17 protein-coding genes are annotated in these 19,597 nt (G+C 43.9%); 15 read left to right on the top strand and 2 right to left on the bottom strand.

Annotated features, from left to right (window positions below):
- Positions 1-68 precede the first annotated feature (68 nt).
- The 5 genes from HUU58_07650 to truA all read left to right on the top strand — a co-directional run bounded on the left by HUU58_07650 (position 69) and on the right by truA (position 4,604).
- Complete coding sequence (locus HUU58_07650; protein ID NUN45543.1) at positions 69-839, top strand: enoyl-ACP reductase; 771 nt, start codon at positions 69-71, stop codon at positions 837-839.
- A 409-nt stretch (positions 840-1,248) separates the two neighbouring features.
- Positions 1,249-1,560 carry a helix-turn-helix transcriptional regulator gene (locus tag HUU58_07645; GenBank protein NUN45542.1) on the top strand — a complete coding sequence of 104 codons (312 nt, stop codon included), beginning with the start codon at positions 1,249-1,251 and terminating at the stop codon, positions 1,558-1,560.
- 1 nt (position 1,561) lies between these two features.
- Positions 1,562-2,617 (top strand): DNA cytosine methyltransferase, encoded by a 1,056-nt coding sequence (locus HUU58_07640; protein NUN45541.1) that lies wholly within the window; start codon positions 1,562-1,564, stop codon positions 2,615-2,617.
- Position 2,618: 1 nt separating this feature from the next.
- On the top strand, positions 2,619-3,623 hold the full coding sequence (locus tag HUU58_07635; GenBank protein NUN45540.1) for a restriction endonuclease: 1,005 nt from the start codon (positions 2,619-2,621) through the stop codon (positions 3,621-3,623).
- Positions 3,624-3,824: 201 nt separating this feature from the next.
- Positions 3,825-4,604 (top strand): tRNA pseudouridine(38-40) synthase TruA, encoded by a 780-nt coding sequence (gene truA, locus HUU58_07630; protein NUN45539.1) that lies wholly within the window; start codon positions 3,825-3,827, stop codon positions 4,602-4,604.
- Between the two features lie 6 nt (positions 4,605-4,610).
- On the opposite strand, the gene HUU58_07625 is transcribed toward truA, so the two are convergent.
- Complete coding sequence (locus HUU58_07625) at positions 4,611-4,952, bottom strand: hypothetical protein (GenBank protein NUN45538.1); 342 nt, start codon at positions 4,950-4,952, stop codon at positions 4,611-4,613.
- 330 nt (positions 4,953-5,282) lie between these two features.
- Positions 5,283-5,534 (bottom strand): hypothetical protein, encoded by a 252-nt coding sequence (locus HUU58_07620; protein ID NUN45537.1) that lies wholly within the window; start codon positions 5,532-5,534, stop codon positions 5,283-5,285.
- Between the two features lie 218 nt (positions 5,535-5,752).
- On the opposite strand from HUU58_07620, the gene HUU58_07615 reads away from it, so the two are divergent.
- The 10 genes from HUU58_07615 (at position 5,753) to HUU58_07570 (ending at position 19,577) form a co-directional block, all read left to right on the top strand.
- Positions 5,753-6,910: a hypothetical protein gene (locus tag HUU58_07615; GenBank protein NUN45536.1), complete on the top strand. Its 1,158-nt coding sequence runs from the start codon at positions 5,753-5,755 to the stop codon at positions 6,908-6,910.
- A 77-nt stretch (positions 6,911-6,987) separates the two neighbouring features.
- Complete coding sequence (locus HUU58_07610; GenBank protein ID NUN45535.1) at positions 6,988-7,959, top strand: hypothetical protein; 972 nt, start codon at positions 6,988-6,990, stop codon at positions 7,957-7,959.
- A gap of 16 nt (positions 7,960-7,975) precedes the next feature.
- Complete coding sequence (locus HUU58_07605; GenBank protein NUN45534.1) at positions 7,976-8,926, top strand: hypothetical protein; 951 nt, start codon at positions 7,976-7,978, stop codon at positions 8,924-8,926.
- Positions 8,927-9,465: 539 nt separating this feature from the next.
- Positions 9,466-10,071 (top strand): CGNR zinc finger domain-containing protein, encoded by a 606-nt coding sequence (locus tag HUU58_07600; protein NUN45533.1) that lies wholly within the window; start codon positions 9,466-9,468, stop codon positions 10,069-10,071.
- A gap of 59 nt (positions 10,072-10,130) precedes the next feature.
- Entirely contained in the window at positions 10,131-14,531 is a 4,401-nt protein-coding gene (locus HUU58_07595) for a DEAD/DEAH box helicase (GenBank protein ID NUN45532.1), read from the top strand.
- Positions 14,532-14,582: 51 nt separating this feature from the next.
- A complete protein-coding gene (locus HUU58_07590) occupies positions 14,583-15,719 on the top strand; it encodes an AraC family transcriptional regulator (GenBank protein NUN45531.1) in 1,137 nt (378 codons plus the stop codon).
- Positions 15,720-15,809: 90 nt separating this feature from the next.
- On the top strand, positions 15,810-16,325 hold the full coding sequence (locus tag HUU58_07585) for a hypothetical protein (GenBank protein ID NUN45530.1): 516 nt from the start codon (positions 15,810-15,812) through the stop codon (positions 16,323-16,325).
- A 96-nt stretch (positions 16,326-16,421) separates the two neighbouring features.
- A complete protein-coding gene (locus HUU58_07580) occupies positions 16,422-16,940 on the top strand; it encodes an acetyltransferase (GenBank protein NUN45529.1) in 519 nt (172 codons plus the stop codon).
- A gap of 250 nt (positions 16,941-17,190) precedes the next feature.
- On the top strand, positions 17,191-18,627 hold the full coding sequence (locus HUU58_07575; protein NUN45528.1) for a site-specific DNA-methyltransferase: 1,437 nt from the start codon (positions 17,191-17,193) through the stop codon (positions 18,625-18,627).
- On the top strand, positions 18,612-19,577 hold the full coding sequence (locus HUU58_07570) for a restriction endonuclease (GenBank protein NUN45527.1): 966 nt from the start codon (positions 18,612-18,614) through the stop codon (positions 19,575-19,577). Before HUU58_07575 ends, HUU58_07570 begins: the two co-directional genes overlap by 16 nt.
- The last annotated feature ends 20 nt before the right edge of the window (positions 19,578-19,597 follow it).

Below are 19,597 nucleotides of genomic sequence, written 5' to 3'. Positions count from 1 at the left end.
AGTTGTTATGCAATTTTCGTTTGGCTATATTTCCGCCGGTTTTTACACTAACAATCAGGAGTACTATCATTATGCTGATGCAGGGTAAACAAGGATTGATTTGCGGCGTTGCCAATAAGCGCAGTATCGCCCATGCCATTGCCAAAAGCCTCGCACGGGAAGGCGCCAAGCTGGCTTTTACGTACCAGGGTGAACGCCTCAAGCGCAATGTCGAAGAAATCGCAACCGAACTAGGAAGTAATCTGCTTTATGATTGCGATGTGACCAAAGATGACGATATCAAGCGGTTGTTTGAAGCCGTCAGCAAAGACATGCCGCATATAGATTTTTTAGTGCACTCCATTGCTTACGCACAGAAAGACGATTTGGAAAAACCGTTTAGTACGACTTCGCGCGAAGGATTTCGCGTAGCCCACGACATCAGCGCGTATTCATTGATCGGTATGGCACGCGAAGCGATGCCGCTGATGAAAGAAAAAGGCGGTGCGATCGTAGCCTTGACCTACTATGGCGCAGAAAAAGTCATACCCGGTTATAACGTGATGGGCGTAGCGAAAGCATCGCTCGAAGCCTCGGTGCGATATCTGGCAGCCGATCTCGGTCCGTCCAATATCCGCGTTAATGCGATTTCGGCAGGACCGATCAATACGCTAGCGGCACGCGGCATTTCCGGATTTACCAAAATACTGGATATCACGCCTCAAAAAGCGCCGCTCCGCCGCAATGTGGAAGTGGACGAAGTCGGCGACGCTTCGCTGTTTATGGTCAGCCCGCTTTCGCGCGGTATCACCGGTGAAATCATGTACGTTGACTGCGGATATAATATTACCGGCATGTGATCGCGGATCTGATTTTTTGAATTAATATTACAACTCCGAGCCGGTCATGGCTCGGAGTTTTTTAATCTACAAATTGGGTTGATTTAAAATGTTTAAACAAGCTGCTGTTCGATAATAGGATTGTCCATAATTAGCAGGATTGTTGGTGGATTTTTTCTTTCCTTTTTTCGTTTTCTTGTTTTAATGTGTTCGACTATTGAGATACGGGCGCCCATAGAATGAGTCATCATCAAAGTTACATTTGACAGACAGAAAAGCGAGGCAACCAAGCTCATTCACTCTCCGAATTTTAGGTTTTAAATAAAAATATTTTATAAAAAGACAAAATTGTTGATTCCTTTTTAAGGACATCGTATGTTTGGACACTGTTTGTCCTGAATCAATTTTCTATATACTATTCATGATTATGATGCAAAATGAAACTTTTGGAGACACAATCAGAAAACTAAGGGAAGAAAGCGGTTTGCCTCTTCGAAAAGTAGCGGCGCATCTCGATATTGATCCGTCAACTCTTGGAAAGATTGAAAGGAATGAACGCAACGCGAACAAGGAAATAATTGAAAAATTAGCCGAACTGTTTTCCGTTAATTCAAAGCCATTACTTGTTTCCTTCCTAAGCGATAAAGTCGCTTATGAAATAATGGAAGAAGATTATACAAAAGACATTCTCAAAATTGCGGAAGAAAAAGTGAAGTATTACAAAAAGCAAAGGCATAATTGATATGCAGAAAACAGCAATAAGAGAACAATATGCAGAGTTGGACAATGACGTTCTAACGATTGCCGCTAACGAAACGACAATCGTTAAGTTGAAAACAATGCAAAGAAGGGTTTCGCAAAGTATTTTGAAAAAGAAAAAAAAATTTTCAATAGTTTCTTTGTTTTCTGGTTGCGGAGGAATGGATTTGGGTTTTATAGGCGGATTTTCAATTTTCGGAAATGAATATTATAAAAATCCATTTGAAATTAAATGGGCTAATGAACTAAATCCGTATGCTTGTAAAAGTTATTCAAGAAATATTGACAGTAATATTCATTGCGGAGATATTCGTGATTATATAGGAAAACTTCCTTCCCAAGCAGATGTTTTAATTGGGGGTTTTCCTTGCCAAGACATTTCAATAAACGGAAAAGGTTTGGGTGTAAATGGAAAAAGAAGTAGCCTTTATACTTATATGATAGAAGCAATAAAACTCACGAATCCAAAAGTATTTGTTGCGGAAAACGTAAAAGGATTATTAATGAAGACGCGACGAGAATCACTTAATAAGATTCTTCACGATTTTAATGAGTTAGGATATAATATAAGTTATCAGTTGTATCATTCAGCGGATTATGGCGTTCCACAAAGTAGAGAGCGTGTTTTTATTGTTGGAACGGCAAAAGACGTTAAGTCGTTTGTCCCGCCTAAAACAGTTAGACAAAAAGAAAATTGGCTTACAAGTTATGACGCAATTCACGATTTGGAAAAGGTAAATGAAAATGAGCAGATTAACCATATATGGAGTTTAGCAAAAAAAAGCGGCGAGCAAGGCGGAAGAAGATTAGAGCCATCAAAGCCCGCTTTCACAATTAGGGCTGAATGTCACGGGAATATTCAATTTCACTATTCATTGCCACGTAGATTATCTATGAGAGAGGCCGCGCGTATTCAGTCTTTTCCGGACAATTTTATCTTTGAAGCAAAACTTAGAGAAACTGAACGACAAATCGGAAACGCTGTCCCGCCTGTATTGGCCTGGCACATTGCGCAATCAGTAAAAGACTGTCTTTTGTAAGATGAAAAAAAAAGAATTTGAAGATATTCTTAACAAATTGGCGCAACAATTAACGTACGAAGCGCAAAAAAATGTATTTTCTTCGTCAAAAGTATTTGAGAATAGGGTAAGAGACATTCTTAAAACTCTTATCACAGATAGTAAAGTTGAAATAGATTACAATCCGCACCCTTATGCATTTCCCGATATTGCCGTTGGAGAGTACGGAATAGAAGTAAAATTCACAGAAAAAGATAATTGGAGAAGTGTTGCTAACAGTGTATTTGAAACATTCCGAAACAAAGAGGTTGTATTTATTTATGTTGTGTTTGGTAAAATGGGTGGTTTGCCGGAGGTAAAATGGCAATCATATCAGGAGTGCGTAATTCACGTTAGGACATCGCATGTTCCGAGGTTTGAATTAGAAATAGACGCGAAATCTTCATTATTTGAGCAAATGAAAATTTCATACGATGACTTTTCTGTTTTACCAATTGAAAAGAAAATGCGTTATATCAGAGAATACGCAAAGGCAAGATTAAAAGAAGGCGAACGTCTTTGGTGGATAGAAGAAAAACCCGAACAAGAACACACTTTGCCTATTCAGGTTAGACTATACACGGAGCTTTCGCAATCAGAAAAAAGGAAGCTGAGAGCAGAAGCATCTTTATTGTGTCCGAAAATTGTTGCGGGTTCGCGTGTGAAAAATAAATACAATGATGTTGCTATGTATTTATTAACTTATCACGGTGTTTTGGCTTCCCAAGCAAGAGATTTATTTTCAGCAGGAAGTGTTGCAATGGCTTCTGACAGTATTCGAGGTGGATTGTATATTCACAGGGCGTTATCAGACATTGAAGATGAAATGATAAATGCCGCAAAAACAATGGAAGACGCTTTATTTGTAGAGTATTGGAAAGAATCTGTTCCGCCTAACAAAAGAATAAAACGTTGGCTTGAACTCGCTGACCGAAATGCGACCGGTTGGAAACCTTCTGAAGTTCTTTTTTTAAACAAAAAATTATAGAGATATAGAAACCGAGGTTTCATACAACTCGGATATTGCGTCTAGCGTGGTGATACTTCGACAAACTCAGCATATCACGAGCAAGTTTAAATCTTTATTATTTTTCAAGTTGAGTGGTTAATGACAATTTCGTGTCCCGAATTCCTTCCTTATGCGAATCACGATCCAATAGATATTGATTTGCAATTTCTTGTTTAAATCATGCCCCGATACAAACTCACGCTCGAATACGAAGGCACGCGGTATAGCGGCTGGCAAGTGCAGAAAGATACACATACTGTCCAGGGCACGCTGATGTACGCGATCACGGAAGAGCTGCGAAACAAAAATTTTGATTTTCAGGGCGCGGGACGAACGGACAGCGGCGTGCATGCACTGCACCAAGTGGCCCACCTGGATTGTACGACCGTTCTGGATCCGTATAAATTTCGCCTCGCGGTCAATGATCGTCTGCCGCACGATATTCACATCAAACAAATCGAAAAAGCGCCGGGGTCATTTCACGCGCGTCATGATGCCGTCGCGCGGAGCTATCTCTATCAGATTTCCCGTCGTCGCAGTGCGTTCGGAAAACGTTTTGTGTGGTGGATCAAAGACGAACTTGATCTTGCCCGGATGCAAGAGGCGTCCCGTTTTTTTGTCGGGCTCAAAGATTTCAAAAACTTTGCGGCCAAAGACGGGGAGGCCGATTCAACCAAAGTGAACCTGGAAGAACTGCGCATCGAGTCGCGGGGTGATCTTATTTTGATACGGGTCGTCGGTTCTCATTTTTTGTGGAAGATGGTGCGTCAGATAACGGGAATACTGGCGGAAGTCGGGCGCGGTAATATGAAGCCGGGCGATATCGCAGGCCTTTTTCGTCAAACGTCGCCGTCACTGGCGCGTCTCACGGCGCCGCCGTCGGGATTGTTTTTAGAACGGGTATATTATAAAAACGACGAGCGCTTACAAACCTTGGAACCTTTTCTCGCGATCCGGTAAATTTTCTCAGTTTTGTCCGAATCCGTCACGGGATTTTTCCTTCATAAATAACGCCATCATAATCAAAATCCAGCCCGCCGTCATGATCATGGATGTAACCATCGCTTTGACGTTGTAGCTCAGGAGCAGTTGCTGGGTATCCCACATCATCGGGAATACGATATTAAGAATGGTGTTAATAAAAAGTTGGCCGAGAAAAAGCAACATGGCAATAATGATCAACAGCGATTTTCGCGGATAAACAGGCTTTTGCCGATAAGCCAATACCGCGCCGACAATCCATACGACGACAATGGGTGATTGCGAGAGAAATGCGGCGATGATGGTAAATAAGGATGATGTTTCCATGTAAAGATCTCTTGATATACGTAAGGTCGGTTAACTAAAATTAAATAATTATTTTGAAATTGTATGTATTATTTTAAAGGCACGAGTTGAGCTAACCGTAATGCCTTATGGAAAGTCAATCTAACGAATTTCCTGTAAGAATGCAGGGTGTAAAAAAATTGATACATATAGAAGTTTAGAACCTCGCTGAAGATTTTATATGACTACATCATCCCCATCTTTTATTTTTTAGGCGGTCACTGACTCTTTAGCAAATCAGCAGGAGAGATTGTTTTTGTAACCTATGAAATATTTTTGAAAGGCTATCTGTTTTTGTTGATTTTTTTACTCTTAGCGAAATCTTGTAGGTAAATTACCTACAAGATTTTCAGTAAAATACCTACAGATTTCAGCTGCTTTTTTTGTTATATTCTTATCGTAGGATATATTATGGGTATTATAGGGAATATCTAAGCCATCTAAGCCATCTAAGCCATCTAAGCCATCTAAGCCATCTAAGCCATCTAAGCCATCTAAGCCATCTAAGCCATCTAAGCTCGATGATTGAGTTGAATTGAAGTTGGTATGACTTTGAAATTCCAAAAAAAAGGAGGTGAGGGCATTCGCAATTTACAAAGATAGCAGTCGGTCCAATTAATTTTTTCACAACCGAAACAAAAAAGGAAGATGCATATTACCAAATTCAGCGCTTGGGGCATTGAATCATAAAGTAATATGATCTTCCCGTTGCCAATCTAATATATCACAAATGGATTAGCAATCATTTGTTTCCCCAAATTTTTCTAAAGGGAGTCTTACAAATGAAAACATCAAAATGGAAAATCGTCCCGATCTGCCTTTTTATGGTATGGACGATGGCGTGTCAGGAAAAAGCGAATGAAGATAAAGGCGCTCAATATGACAACGATGTTTCGCTTACGCGTGAAGCGCTCAATGAAATAGCTAGCATTTTAGCTGCCGATCCTTCATGGATTACGCAAGAAACTATTACAAAATTAAGTAAAAGTAGTATTCGACTCAATGAGTTGCCTTCCAGTTCCGTTCTTTCAAAAACAAGTCATTATAACTTTCCAGTTGAGATTGAGTTGTATTCCAAGTCTCAAGCGAATGTGATGGCTAAGGGAGCTACTTCAACAACGTATTATGTTGGGCTTGATCCCGATGTCTATCATTTTCCCGAAGATGTACAGGAGGAAGAAACAGGGTTGCCTGTAATAGAAGAACCAGCCTTTTATTATGATGGAAACTCGATAACGGAAACTACTATCACCATAGATCCTAAGAATCCAACAAATGAAACAATTTTCTTTATTAAAGAAAGTAATGATGATCAAATCAATCTGGCAAAATCAGCCTCCACGCCTATTGCTGGGACATATATGGCCTTCAAGAAAATTGACTTAAAAAACAAAGAGGATGCAAGTGAAGAAGAGTTTGAAGTGTACTTTTCATATAATGATCCCAATTCAACGACAATAGCTAGCACTACGACGCATATTTTTGATGGAGGCAATCATTTAGATGCGGCTGGAGTATATAGGTATTATCTGGACATTAATGACAAAGAAGCATACGAAGTGGATCCGAATGAAGAGATAGCTCTTGTTAGAGTTGATAACCTTTCAACATCACTTCGTATGGTAGCGATCGAAGCAGATCAATCAAATCATACTTATGTGCAGGGGAAATATAACAGAACTGAAGGCGCTAATGCCGTAGTATATACACAAACAGATTTTTATGATATGGCTGATCCGACATCGATGGTCACACAAAATCAAGGGTACAAAGTAGATGTGTATAATTCGGTCAATGATGACCGCTATCAGCACGGGGGGATTAGAAATATCAGTGAAGCTAACTTAGCGCAAAGAACTAACGATGGTGAAAGTTCATTTAATACCGTCGGTGTAGGTCTTACCGATATGGATTGGTGGATGATTCAATTGGTATATTAAGATTCATTGAAAGATCATTCTAAGTATGGGCTATCTAGAAGTAATATTCGGGTAGCCCACTAATTTTGGACAACAAAATGAAAAATCTTTTTTTAGTTTTTATTCAGAGCGTTGTTGTTTTCTCAGGGTGCATTGGCTGCCTCGACGAACACGACGAAAAACCATCATTACGCCGAAAACTTGACAAAGATTATGAGTTTGTGATCGGCCATGTTATGCCCGACGAAGATCGAACCTATCCGATCGAAGTTTTTGTGGGTCGCCTACTAGTGCCTCGCCCTGATACTTTGAATAACGCCAGTATTCAGGAACCACTGCTCAAGATTCAGCTTCGGCAGTTTCAAAACGAATACTTGGCAACCTTATCCTATCATGATGATGCTCAGGTTTTTATCACGGCAGGCGATCAAACCGTGGAGCTTCAATATGTAGGTAGAGGTACATATCGGGACATCGCCAATGCACTCCATATCTCTAACCTTCAAACTTGTTCTCTCAAAGTTATTCGGCCTAAGGGCAAAACTTACCAGGCATTCGCTAAAGTTCCAGGTAGTATATCACTCAGCAGTGTGCAAGGCGGAGATACAATAGTATCATATTTAAAAAGAAGAAAATCATCTCAACTTTGTTTTGGTTCACCAAGAATCATTGGACCTCAAGTGGATGGAGCTTTATTTTATCGTTCGCAACAAGTTGATAATAGTCACAACTTTGACGAACGCATAGTCTTCTTGGAATTTATTAATTCCTTTGGCTGTCCACATACACTTAATAATTGCGAAGAAGCATCATATGCAAATAACATTTGGTGGACTTCTACGGCTTTTGATACAGTGCTATCCCATGCCTGGGGCCTCGGTGAAACAACCGGCGCACGTGATGATATGATTGATACGGTGAGTTACTGGAAGTATGACGCTCCTATAACAGATCGGTCGAATATTACCGATCAAAAAGGAAAAAAAATTGCAGGATATTTTGGGTCATATAATTCAGTAAGTATTAACTTTGTCGTAAAGGCAATGAATGATTCTTGTACATGCGATTAAGCTAGATAAGGCATCCATGTCGAAGCTAGTAGCCTCTATTGTATTGCTTTTAAGTAGCTTCGGTTGTACGGATCATAAGGCAAAACCCTACGAAGGGCGCCTTGATAAGGACTATGAATTGGTCGTGGCGCATGTAGCGCCGGATGAAGATCGTGAATTTCCGATAGAGGTTTTCGTCGGACGACTCCACACTATTTTTCCGGACTCGACGGACGCTGCCAATTTGCAGGATCATATGATGCGAATACAACTGCGCGCGTTTGTGGATGAGTATCAAGCTCTGCTTACCTACCATGACGATGCGGAGGTCTATATCACGGCAGGCGATCAGACTGTCCGGTTGGAGCATGTCGGCAAAGGCACCTACCGGGATGTGGCGGACGCGCTTCACGTTTACGGTCAACAGACTTGTGCACTGCTTGTTAAAAGATCGGGAGGGAAAACGTATCAGGGAATTGTAAAAGTACCCGGTGATATTACGATCAATAATATATCCGTAGGTGACACAGTTCTATCTTATCCCAAAAAAGAAACTCCTCAATCAAGCATATGTTATGGGGAAACGTTTGTCAGTGGTAGTGTAGTTACGGATGGTTATGTCTATCGCTTTCGTATGCCATATCTTTATGGTAACGAAGAGGATATAGTGCAACTATGGTCATCAAACCGTGCAGCCGCTCCTATCATAATTAGTAAGTGCGGAGGAATTTCATACTTCAGTATTCCCTGGACATCCATGGCGCTGGACACCAATCTTACGCGGGCATGGGGTATGCGAGAAACGACAAGTATTGAGCCGGCGGTTTGGGATTCTATGAGGTATTGGCGTTATTATGCACCTATTACGTATCGTTCGAATATCACGGATGAGGACGGCGATAAGATAGCCGGTTATTTCGGTGCATATAATTCGGTGAAGACAAACTTTGTAGTGAAAGTTTTGAGGGATTCTTGTGAATGCGAATGAGAAAGTGAAGAAAATAAAATCGCCATTGCGGCTGTCTTGTAAGGTTTGATTCAGATTGCTTTCTATAAATCTCATTTTAGATATATACACACGATGTTAATTCTATTTTCTCTTTGGTGCCTATAGAGTATTTGTTGTTTAAAAATGAAGGATTAATTAACTAAAACAATTTTCTTTTTTACAGGACTGTAAGTATGCGCCCCAACCTCAAGCTTATTCTAAATTATCGTAAAACACGATAAAGATCACGTCGATTAATATTTCCCCAAATAGTATTTCATATTAGACTGTAATATCACGAGCGAAGCGTAGTAAAATGCCTTGTACAATAGGAACGCACTGCTTAAACTGATCAATGAACAACTATGTTTAAAATGCATAGTTGATAACCGATTACATTAGGTTCGGTTTCATGCTACGATTAATTGGTGGTACTCGATTGTTTTCGTCCATAGTTTTTTCTTAACGTAAACTTTGACATACACTCGTATCAAACTGCGAAAATTGGCTATCTGATCACATATTTTCAAAGATCACAAATGAAAAACGCATCCCCATCTTTTATTTTTTTAGGCGGTCATACCGTAATGGATTTTGTCAATACGGTGTATCTTCAGAAAAACAGCACTGTAGAAACATTGCAGCATAACAAAGATATTTTGGTATGGATGGAGGAGGCGGGTATACTCACGCATGCGCGTCGTAATGAACTGAATCGCATATGGACCCATTCACCCGAATCCGAAGCCGTGTTGCGAAAAGTTCATAAATTTCGGCGGGTATGTTTTGAAGTGTTAAGCTGTATCATGGCACATAAACCTGTACCGAAAACGGCCACGGATGAGATAAATTTTATTTTGTCATCCGGAGGCATGGTGCTACGGCTTGAGGAATCGCCGTCGGGTTTTAAAAAACAAGCCGCGTACGCATTCCAATCGCCGGAACATTTTGTAGTACCCCTAGCCGTTTCGTTGGTTGACCTCTTGGAATCCGGCGATCCGTCGCGCATAAAACAGTGTGCGAATCCCCGATGCCGTTTGTTTTTTTACGACCAAGGAAAAAACAAAACGCGGCGGTGGTGCAGTATGAAAACCTGCGGTAACCGCAGGAAATCGGCTAATGTTTATGCGCGAAAGCGCGCTTAACATGTTTTCCGTTAACGACCGTTTGCAAACCCCCATGTAGAAATGGCATTGTATTTTTTATGGACGCTTCGATCCCGCGAAATTTTCATCCGGCCATTGCACGCTGGTTTGTCCGTGAATACCGGCAACCGACCGAAGTCCAATCGCAGGCATGGGCTGCCATTGTAGAAAAAAAGCATACGCTGATCGCCGCACCCACGGGTTCCGGTAAAACCTTGGCCGGGTTTCTTGCAATTGTGAATGATTTAGTCATCGAAGGCCTTGAACGCGGGCTTCCGCAAGAAACGCGCATCGTGTACGTATCTCCGCTCAAAGCGCTTTCCAACGATATCGAAAAAAATCTTCAACGTCCTTTGCAGGCTATACAGGACGAATTGGAATCGCTGCGATTGCCCCGCGTGGAGATACGTGTGCAAGTGCGTACGGGCGATACACCGGCAGGCGAACGTGCCGCCATGCTCAAGTCGCCGCCGCATATTCTCGTCACTACGCCGGAGTCATTATACGTTTTGCTCACCAGCGACGGTGGTCGCAAGATGCTCCAATCCGCGCGTATCGCTATCGTGGACGAAATCCACGCCTTGGTCGGCAGTAAACGCGGATCGCATCTCGCCTTGTCGCTCGAGCGCCTGCAATCGCTGGTTTCCCGACCGTTGACTCGGATAGGCATTTCTGCAACGCAAAAACCACTTACCCAAGTTGCCGATTTTCTCATCGGCCGCTTGGAGCCCGGTGCTGCGCCGTGTACGATCATTGACGTCGGTCATCGGCGTGCGATGGATCTCGGTATCGAAATACCGCGTTCGCCGCTCGGCGCCGTGATGGAAAGCGAAGTGTGGGACGAAATCTACGAGCGCTTGGTCGAGCTGATTTCCGAACACCGCACGACGCTTATTTTTGTCAATACGCGCCGATTGGCAGAGCGGCTTTCGTTTCAACTCATTGAACGCCTCGGTGCGGATGTTGTACGCGCGCATCACGGCAGTATGTCCAAAGAACATCGCCTCGACGCGGAGCAGCGACTCAAATCGGGATCGCTCCGCGCTTTGATCGCTACGGCTTCGCTGGAGCTGGGTATTGATATCGGCTCCGTTGACCTCGTATGCCAGATCAGTTCACCGCGTTCGATCGCGGCGTTCCTGCAGCGTGTAGGCCGTTCGGGTCACAGCATTCATGGCACGCCCAAAGGACGCTTGTTTCCGCTCACGCGGGACGAACTTGTCGAATGTACGGCTTTGCTGGACGCCGTGTACCGAGGTGAACTGGACCGGATTCTGATGCCCGAACAACCGATTGACATTTTGGCTCAGCAAATCATCGCCGAAACATCCTGCCGCGAATGCACCGAAGATGAATTATTCGCTCTGAGTCAAAAGGCTTATCCCTTTCGTAACCTGAAGCGCGAAACGTTTGACGAAATACTCACCATGCTTTCGGAAGGATTTACGACACGCCGCGGTCGCCGGGGCGCTTATCTCCATCATGATATGGTTCATCGTGTCGTGCGCGCACGTCCTGCCGCACGGCTCGTCGCTTTGACATCCGGTGGAGCCATCCCGGATAATTTTGAGTACGACGTCCGTCTCGAACCGACGGATACGTTTATCGGTACGCTCAACGAAGACTTTGCCATCGAAAGTTCAGCCGGCGATATTTTCCAGTTAGCCAATCATTCCTGGAAAATCACCCGCGTCAATGACGGTGTCGTGCGCGTCGTGGATGCCGGACAGGCGCCGCCTTCGATTCCGTTTTGGCTCGGCGAAGCGCCGGGGCGCACAATCGAATTATCCCAAGCGGTCGCACGCTTACGCGAAAAAATCGGTGAACAGTTGGGTTCGGTCGAAATGCTCAAGCCGCAGGTGCTCAGTGCGTCGGTTCGGCAAAATCCCGACGGTCCGGCCGTGCCGGGAAAAACACCGTGGATGCAACCGGCCGTGCAATGGCTTTGTTCGGAGCTCGGACTGGGATTGGGCGCGGCGGAACAACTGGTGCATTACGTCGCTTCGGGGTATTTGGCTTTGGAAGCGATGCCCACGCAGGATACGATCATCCTCGAACGTTTTTTTGATGAAGCGGGCGACATGCATTTGGTCATTCACGCTCCGTTTGGCAATCGGATGAATCGTGCGTGGGGATTGGCGTTGCGCAAAAAATTTTGCCGTAAATTTAATTTTGAATTGCAGGCGGCTGCCACCGACGATGCCATCGTATTATCCCTCGGTTCGACGCACAGTTTTCCCATCGAAGAAGTATTTGACTACCTCAATTCCAAAATTGCGCGGGACACGCTGATCCAGGCCGTATTCGATTCGCCGATGTTTGAAATCCGTTGGCGATGGAATGCCACGCGTTCGCTGGCGATGCAGCGCACCCGCAACGGTAAACGCGTACCGGCGCAAATACAGCGCATGCAAGCGCAGGATCTCGTCGCGTTGGTATTTCCCGATCAGTTGGCGTGTTTGGAGAATATCGTCGGAGAACGCGAAATCCCGGATCATCCTTTGGTCGCTCAGACGATCGAAGATTGTTTGTACGAAGCGATGGATATCGAAACGCTGGAAGATTTGCTTCGGCAAATGGAGAATGCACAAATCCGTCGCATAGGTCGTGATCTGAGGGAACCGTCGCCGTTTGCGCAGGAAATACTCAACGCCCGGCCCTATGCCTTTTTGGATCCGGCACCGCTGGAAGAACGCCGCACGCGTGCAATTGCCAATCGTCGCTGGACTGATCCTTCCGAAGCGGCCGACCTCGGTAAACTAGATATCCAAGCTATTGAACGCGTACGCAGTGAAGCGTGGCCGTCGCCGGAAAATACGGACGAACTGCATGATGCACTGACGCTGATCGGATGCATGACGGGACAGGAGATACGTCCGTTCCAAAAATTAGCCGACCTGCTGATCGCTCAAAAACGTGTCGCTAAAATTTCGTCCGGCGGATCGCATGCCGTATATACTAGTGTCGAACGTATGCCTCAGTTTAAAACCTGCGGGTTTGAAGTGGTGCATCCGACCGACCTTATCATTCCTGAAAAAATACTTCGCAAAACCTGGGAACGCGACAAAGCGCTCGTCGAGATCGTACGCGGTCGCCTCGAAGGTTTGGGTCCGGTCACAACCGCGCGTCTCGCGCAGGATCTGACCATCGCCGAGTCGGAAGTGCACATCGCGCTGCTAACATTGGAAAACGAAGGTTTTGTATTTCGCGGTTCTTTTACCGATCCCGCATCGGCGGTCGAATGGTGTGAACGGCGTTTGCTGGCGCGCATTCATCGCTATACGATGGAGCGACTGCGTAAAGAAATCGAAGCCGTGCCGCTGTCGGATTTTATGCGTTTTCTTTTAGTGTGGCAGCACGCCGGATCGGCGGATCGCTTAGAAGGACCGGAGGCTTTGCTTACGATCATCGAACAAATGGAAGGCTACGAAGCGGCGGCGGTAGCATGGGAAAGCGATATCCTTCCGCTGCGTATCGCAGAGTACGATCCGGCCATGTTGGATATGGCGTGTCTGTCCGGACGCATCGTGTGGGGGCGTGTGCGGTATGCGCGCACCTCCGGCGGGAGCGGGCCGGTCAAGTCCACACCGATCGTGCTGCAGCAGCGCAAACATATCGGATTGTGGCACGCGATCACATCCGCAGATCATACGGGCAGCGATGCGTTATCCCATGCGGCGCAGGCAGTGTATGATTTTCTCAAGCAACGCGGCGCGTCATTTTTTCATGAAGTGGCGGAGTACGCGGGCGTACTGCGTTCGCAGGCGGAGGACGGTATGGCAGAGCTGGTCGCGCTCGGGCTGGTGACGGCCGACAGTTTCAACGGATTGCGGGCGCTTTTAGTACCGGCCAAATATAAAACGCAATCGGCACATCATCGTAAACTGCCGCCTTTTTCGATGGACAATGCGGGCCGTTGGGGCTTGATCCAAACGACATTTACGGATGCGATACCGGTTGCCGAAGAAACTGCGTTACAGTTTTCAGCCGATCGGCTACTCAAACGCTACGGGGTTGTGTTTCGCCGATTGGTCGAGCGCGAAGCGTGGACGCCGCCGTGGCGGGACCTCGTGCGGATGCTGCGCAAAATGGAAGCGCGCGGAGAAATCCGCGGCGGACGTTTTGTGGAGAGCATTTCCGGTGAACAGTTTGCACTACCCGAAGCGGTGACCAAACTGCGTGCGATCCGTCGTGAAAAACCGGATCAGGCGATGGTCGCGCTCTCGGCCGTAGATCCGCTCAATCTTTTGGGGAGCGTCATCCCGGGCGATAGAGTGGCCGCGCTCGCACAAAACCGTGTGCTGTATCAAAACGGTGTGCCCATCGCTGTATTGGAAAGCGGCGCATTTCGTACGCTCGTCAAAGTACCCGAAAATGAAGAATGGGTGCTGCGCGAAGCGCTGATTCGTACCGTCGTACCGCCCAGACTGCGTCCCTATCTGGGCAAAGGCATCGGCTAACTGAAATACAAATATTGTTTCGCAATGTATAACCAACTTATGTGCTGACGTATGCAAATTTCGCTCACTATGGTAAGTTTTTTACTTTTGATCAGCACGGCACATGGTATTTTTTTTACGATACTGACGGCGGGCAAGTTGCGGCGCTCTGGCTCGGCACGTATTCTTTTTGTCATATTCATACTGTTGATACTGGCGAATGCCGAATATCTTTTTATCGCTTCAGGCGCGTACACGGCATTTTCTCATTTCTTTGGCATTTCAAACGGATTCATGCTTCTTTTTGGGCCACTGATGTGGTTATACAGCCGCAGCCTCACGGATGCGGAGTTCGAGATATCAAAAATCCAGTCGCTTCATTGCGTGCCTTATTTATTGTTTTGCGGAGTATCGTGGCCGCTTTGGTTTTTAGGTCACCGGGCCAAAGTTGCATTTATCGAGGTTTTTATTTCGGGCCACTTGCCGTTACGGGTCATAGACTACGTGATCTTCGTTTTACAGGTGATTCATTTTACGACGTATATGCTTTTGTCTTTGCGTTCTGTTCGCATAGAAAAGCAACAACTGCTTGATCGCATGTATCAGGAGGATATTACCGGACGATTAAAATGGATTAAATTCCTCATCGGCTTTTTTTGTGCGTACCTGATACTGGTTTCGGGGTTGGTGATACAGGTGTTCTATAGCGGGGTGTTTTCGCCGGATGCTAATTATGCTTACACGTTGGCTTTATCGGCGATCATGTATTTTGCGATGTATTACGGATTTAATAATCCCGATGCGGTTACCGGCGGATTTACCCAAAAATACAAAAACGTCGTTCTAAGTTCAGAGGAAATGTCCGAATATACGGAAGCTATTCGCAGCGCATTTGATGATGAAAAAATGTATTTGCAACCCGATTTAAAATTAGCCGATGTTGCCAAAAAAATAAATGCCTCGCCGCATCTTGTATCGCAGCTGATCAATCAGCACTACGGGCATAATTTTTTTGATCATATCAATACACTACGTATCGCTGAGTTCAAACGTCGTTTGGCACAACCGGATGTAAACACAATGACATTATTAGGCATAGCGCTAGAATCCGGTTTCAACAGTAAATCTACATTCAATGCCGTATTCAAAAAATTTGAAGGAATTACCCCGCTGGAGTATAAAAAAAGCCTGAATAAACCTCAAAATTGAGTCCGACTTTATAAAGTTGAGCGATTCCCGCCGATAAAGAGATTATTTTACCCGATCATTTTCTTTTTTTATCAAACATTAAAGGGTGTTATGAAAATTTTACTCATTATCGGTGCGGTTGTCGTATCGGGATTGGCGATTTATGCAGTTTATATGGGCGTTTTTGTATCCATTACCATACGTGAGCAGCGTATTGGTCCGTATCATTTTATTTACAAAGAGATGCACGGAACGGATGCCAGAGAGGTCGGAAAGATAACGACCGAATTGCGGCTTTTATTGACCAACAATGGTTTTACAAATATTGCGCCGCTCGATATTTATTTTACCGACCAGAAGCCCAATCACATTGGTTTCATGGCCGACGATGCACGCGTGGAGGCGATTATCACCACAGACTCGCTTTTAAAATACCGATATATTCCGGAACAGCGCTGTATGACGACCGGTTTTCCTTACCGAAATCCGATGTCGTATTTGGTCGGATACATCAAAGTGGATGCCGCTTTGAGCAAATACCGTGAAACGCACGGTTACAAAAAAACAGAGGCGGGTACCATCCATCAGGATGAAAACATACTGTATTTCCAACCGATAATTCCGTAACTTCACATATCCGATTTGGTTTATTTTTTAATTCAGGTGTGGTTGCTGCACAATCAGCGTCCACACCATTCGTTATTTACTTTATCGTCCTTAGCTATGACGGATCACCAACGAAAATACGTCACGCTGAGAAAAGCGACTTCTGCGGATTCGATTATCCTCCGGTTTTGGGATGAACAGCCGCACGTCATAGAGTCCGATCCCAACGATGACTGGCACTGGGAAGAGGAACTGCAGCGCGAACCGTCGTGGCGGGAACAGCTCATCGCCGAGCTTGACGGGAAACCTATCGGCTTTATACAGATCATTGATCCGCAACGGGAAGAAACCCAATACTGGGGTGCGATCGGTAGTGGCTATCGTGCGCTTGATATATGGATCGGCGAAGCCGAAAATCTGAGCAAAGGTTATGGAACTGCGATGATGCACCAGGCCATCGAACGCTGTTTTACCGAAGAGGATGTGCATACCGTGATCATAGACCCGCTGGCGGATAACGTCCGGGCGCACCGGTTTTACGAACGTCTGGGATTTCGTTTTGTACGCGAACAACGATTCGGAGAAGATGACTGCTTTGTGTATGAACTGAAGCGGGAAGATTGGATGAAACGTTAGGGTGGAGGCGTTTTGAATACTGGTGCGGGTGTATTTCCTGTCAATTATGTATAATCAATTCTGTGAAGTTATGTCATCATGAGCTTTATTAGTTTTTCTCTTGAAAAAAGAGACTACCTTTTTAATTAGGAAATATACAATTTATACGTATTCTATGTTTTACTAGTAATATACTTGATTATTCAATTGAATTGAACCTAATGTAGGGAACCGATTTAAAACTAAAAAAGAAAGAACGTATCCTCGCGCAATGACATTAACAGAAGAATTATTACCGACTGAACGCCAACTTTTACACAGTCGATTTGTCGACAGGTTAGAAACAGCTTATCACCTAAATCGGAAAGTAGTTAGTTTTCAGGCGAACAAAGAAGAACCGATATATCGTTGGTTCAAATATAAAGAAGGTTTTTCTTCATCGCTTGTCAAATACTTTTTGACAGAATATGCAAAGAAGCCGGGTAAACTTTTAGATCCATTTGCTGGTGCAGGAACAACACTTTTTGGTGGACAGGAGCTTGGTTGGGAATCTTATGGAATCGAAATTCTTCCGGTAGGTGTTTTCGTAATGGAGACAAGGGAAGCGTTAAAGGGTATTGATATTGATACACTTCGTTCAACAGTAGGGGATCTTTGGAAGGAGCTTGCAAAGATTGAGAATTACGAAATCCATATAAATCACATTTCGATTACCAAAGATGCTTTTGCGGATGAAACGGAAATTCTACTAAATAAATTTTTAAGCTATTGTTCAAAAATTAAAGACCAAAAAACGCAAACAGTTTTACGCTTTGCTGCTTTCTCCGTTTTAGAGGAGATAAGCTTCACCAGAAAAGACGGACAGTATTTGCGTTGGGATTATCGTAGCAAGAGGAACCTTTTTGGTAAACCCTTTGATAAGGGAAGAATACTCTCTTTCGATGAAGCACTCAAGCACAAACTCAATCAAATAGTTTCTGATCTTTTACCAAGCCAGCCAATAAATTTGTTTGAGCAGAATCCTTACAATAGGAGTGATAATAGACACAAATCACATCCTGTTAAAATTACTGCAGGTTCGTGTTTGGAAGAACTTCCGAAACTCAATGAAGATTTTTTTGATTTCATTGTCACTTCGCCTCCCTACTGCAATCGTTACGATTACACGAGGACATACGCATTAGAGTTGGTTTACCTTGGGAATAGCAGTGAGCAGGTTCGTAATCTGCGGCAAGCAATGTTGTCTTGTACAGTAGAGAACAAAGAAAAAATAGATTTCTTAAGTCGAATTTATTCGTCGCTTGGCAAAGAAGAGACTTTTTACCGAGTAATGGATGTTTATAAAAACTGTAACGCGATGTCCGAAATAAATTCTGTCCTTGGTGAGCTAAATAAGTTGGATAAACTCAACAATGCGAACATTACAAGAATGGTGAGAAATTATTTTCTTGAAATGTGTTTTGTGATTTATGAAATGGCTAGGGTTACAAAAAGCGGTGGTTATTGTGTAATGGTGAATGATAATGTTCGTTATGGGGGAGAAGAAATTCCTGTTGACTTAATTCTATCGGAGTTTGCAGAAAACTTTGGTTTCAAAATAAATAAGATTTTTGTGTTACCCAAAGGTAAAGGCAATAGTAGCCAACAAATGGGAAGCTTTGGAAGAACTGAAGTCCGTAAATGTGTTTACCTATGGCAAAAAAACTAATAAAAAACTCAATCATTAAATCTGCTGTCGATTTAATCACTTCAAAAGAAGAAACCCGGGCAGGCTTTATCGCAATGGCGTTAGAGAAAAACTACATTGCCGTTCCCTACATCGAAGAAGCGAAAGCGTTGAAAGCATTGTCTTCACAAGTGAAAGAACCAAAAGATCTTTTGAAAGTAAAAGATTTAAGGGCTGGACTACTTACTGCGTCGGGCCTTTCTGATAAATCATTGAATTATTTGAATGATGATGACAGAACTATTGCTATCAATGGTCTGATTGAGAAATTTCTAGAGCCAGCAGGGAAAGGATTCATTGACGAATTGGTATACCGATATTTACTTACTAAGGGCGATGCACTTGGAGGTAAAGCGAGAAATCTTGCTGGTTCCCTTGGCGAAAGAAAGTTTTTAAGATCCCTGATTTCAGTTTTCAATCTTTCAGGTATCAAATACAAATGGAAAGATAGCCATACAAATACTTGGCTCGATAAACCTCAAGAGGATGCCAACGTTGAGAAACGCATCAAAGCAATCTACTGGAAAAAGAATCAAGATCGTCTTATGGTGCTTAATACTAATATTCCGTTGGTGAATAAAAACGTTGACGTCTCAATCCTTCAGGCGAAGGTAGAAGAATTAAAAGACGATAATCAATCCATCATTCGTCAACCAGGCAAATTCATTGCGTTGGGAGAATTAAAAGGAGGTATTGATCCAGCGGGTGCTGATGAGCATTGGAAAACTGCAAACTCAGCACTCAATAGAATTCGGACAAGTTTTAAAAAGAAAAAATTGAATCCACAAACTTTTTTTATCGGCGCCGCTATCGAAAATGCAATGGCAATTGAGATATACAAACAACTTCAAACAGGCACGTTGAACGGTACCGCTAATTTGACAAATGACGATCAACTTACGGCTATTTGTGACTGGATGATAAACTTATAAGAACTGTGAGTTGTAAACTG

It is taken from the genome of bacterium (assembly GCA_013360215.1).
In the GTDB taxonomy this organism is placed as follows: domain Bacteria; phylum CLD3; class CLD3; order SB21; family SB21; genus JABWCP01.
This window is presented reverse-complemented; position numbering and strand designations above follow the sequence as displayed.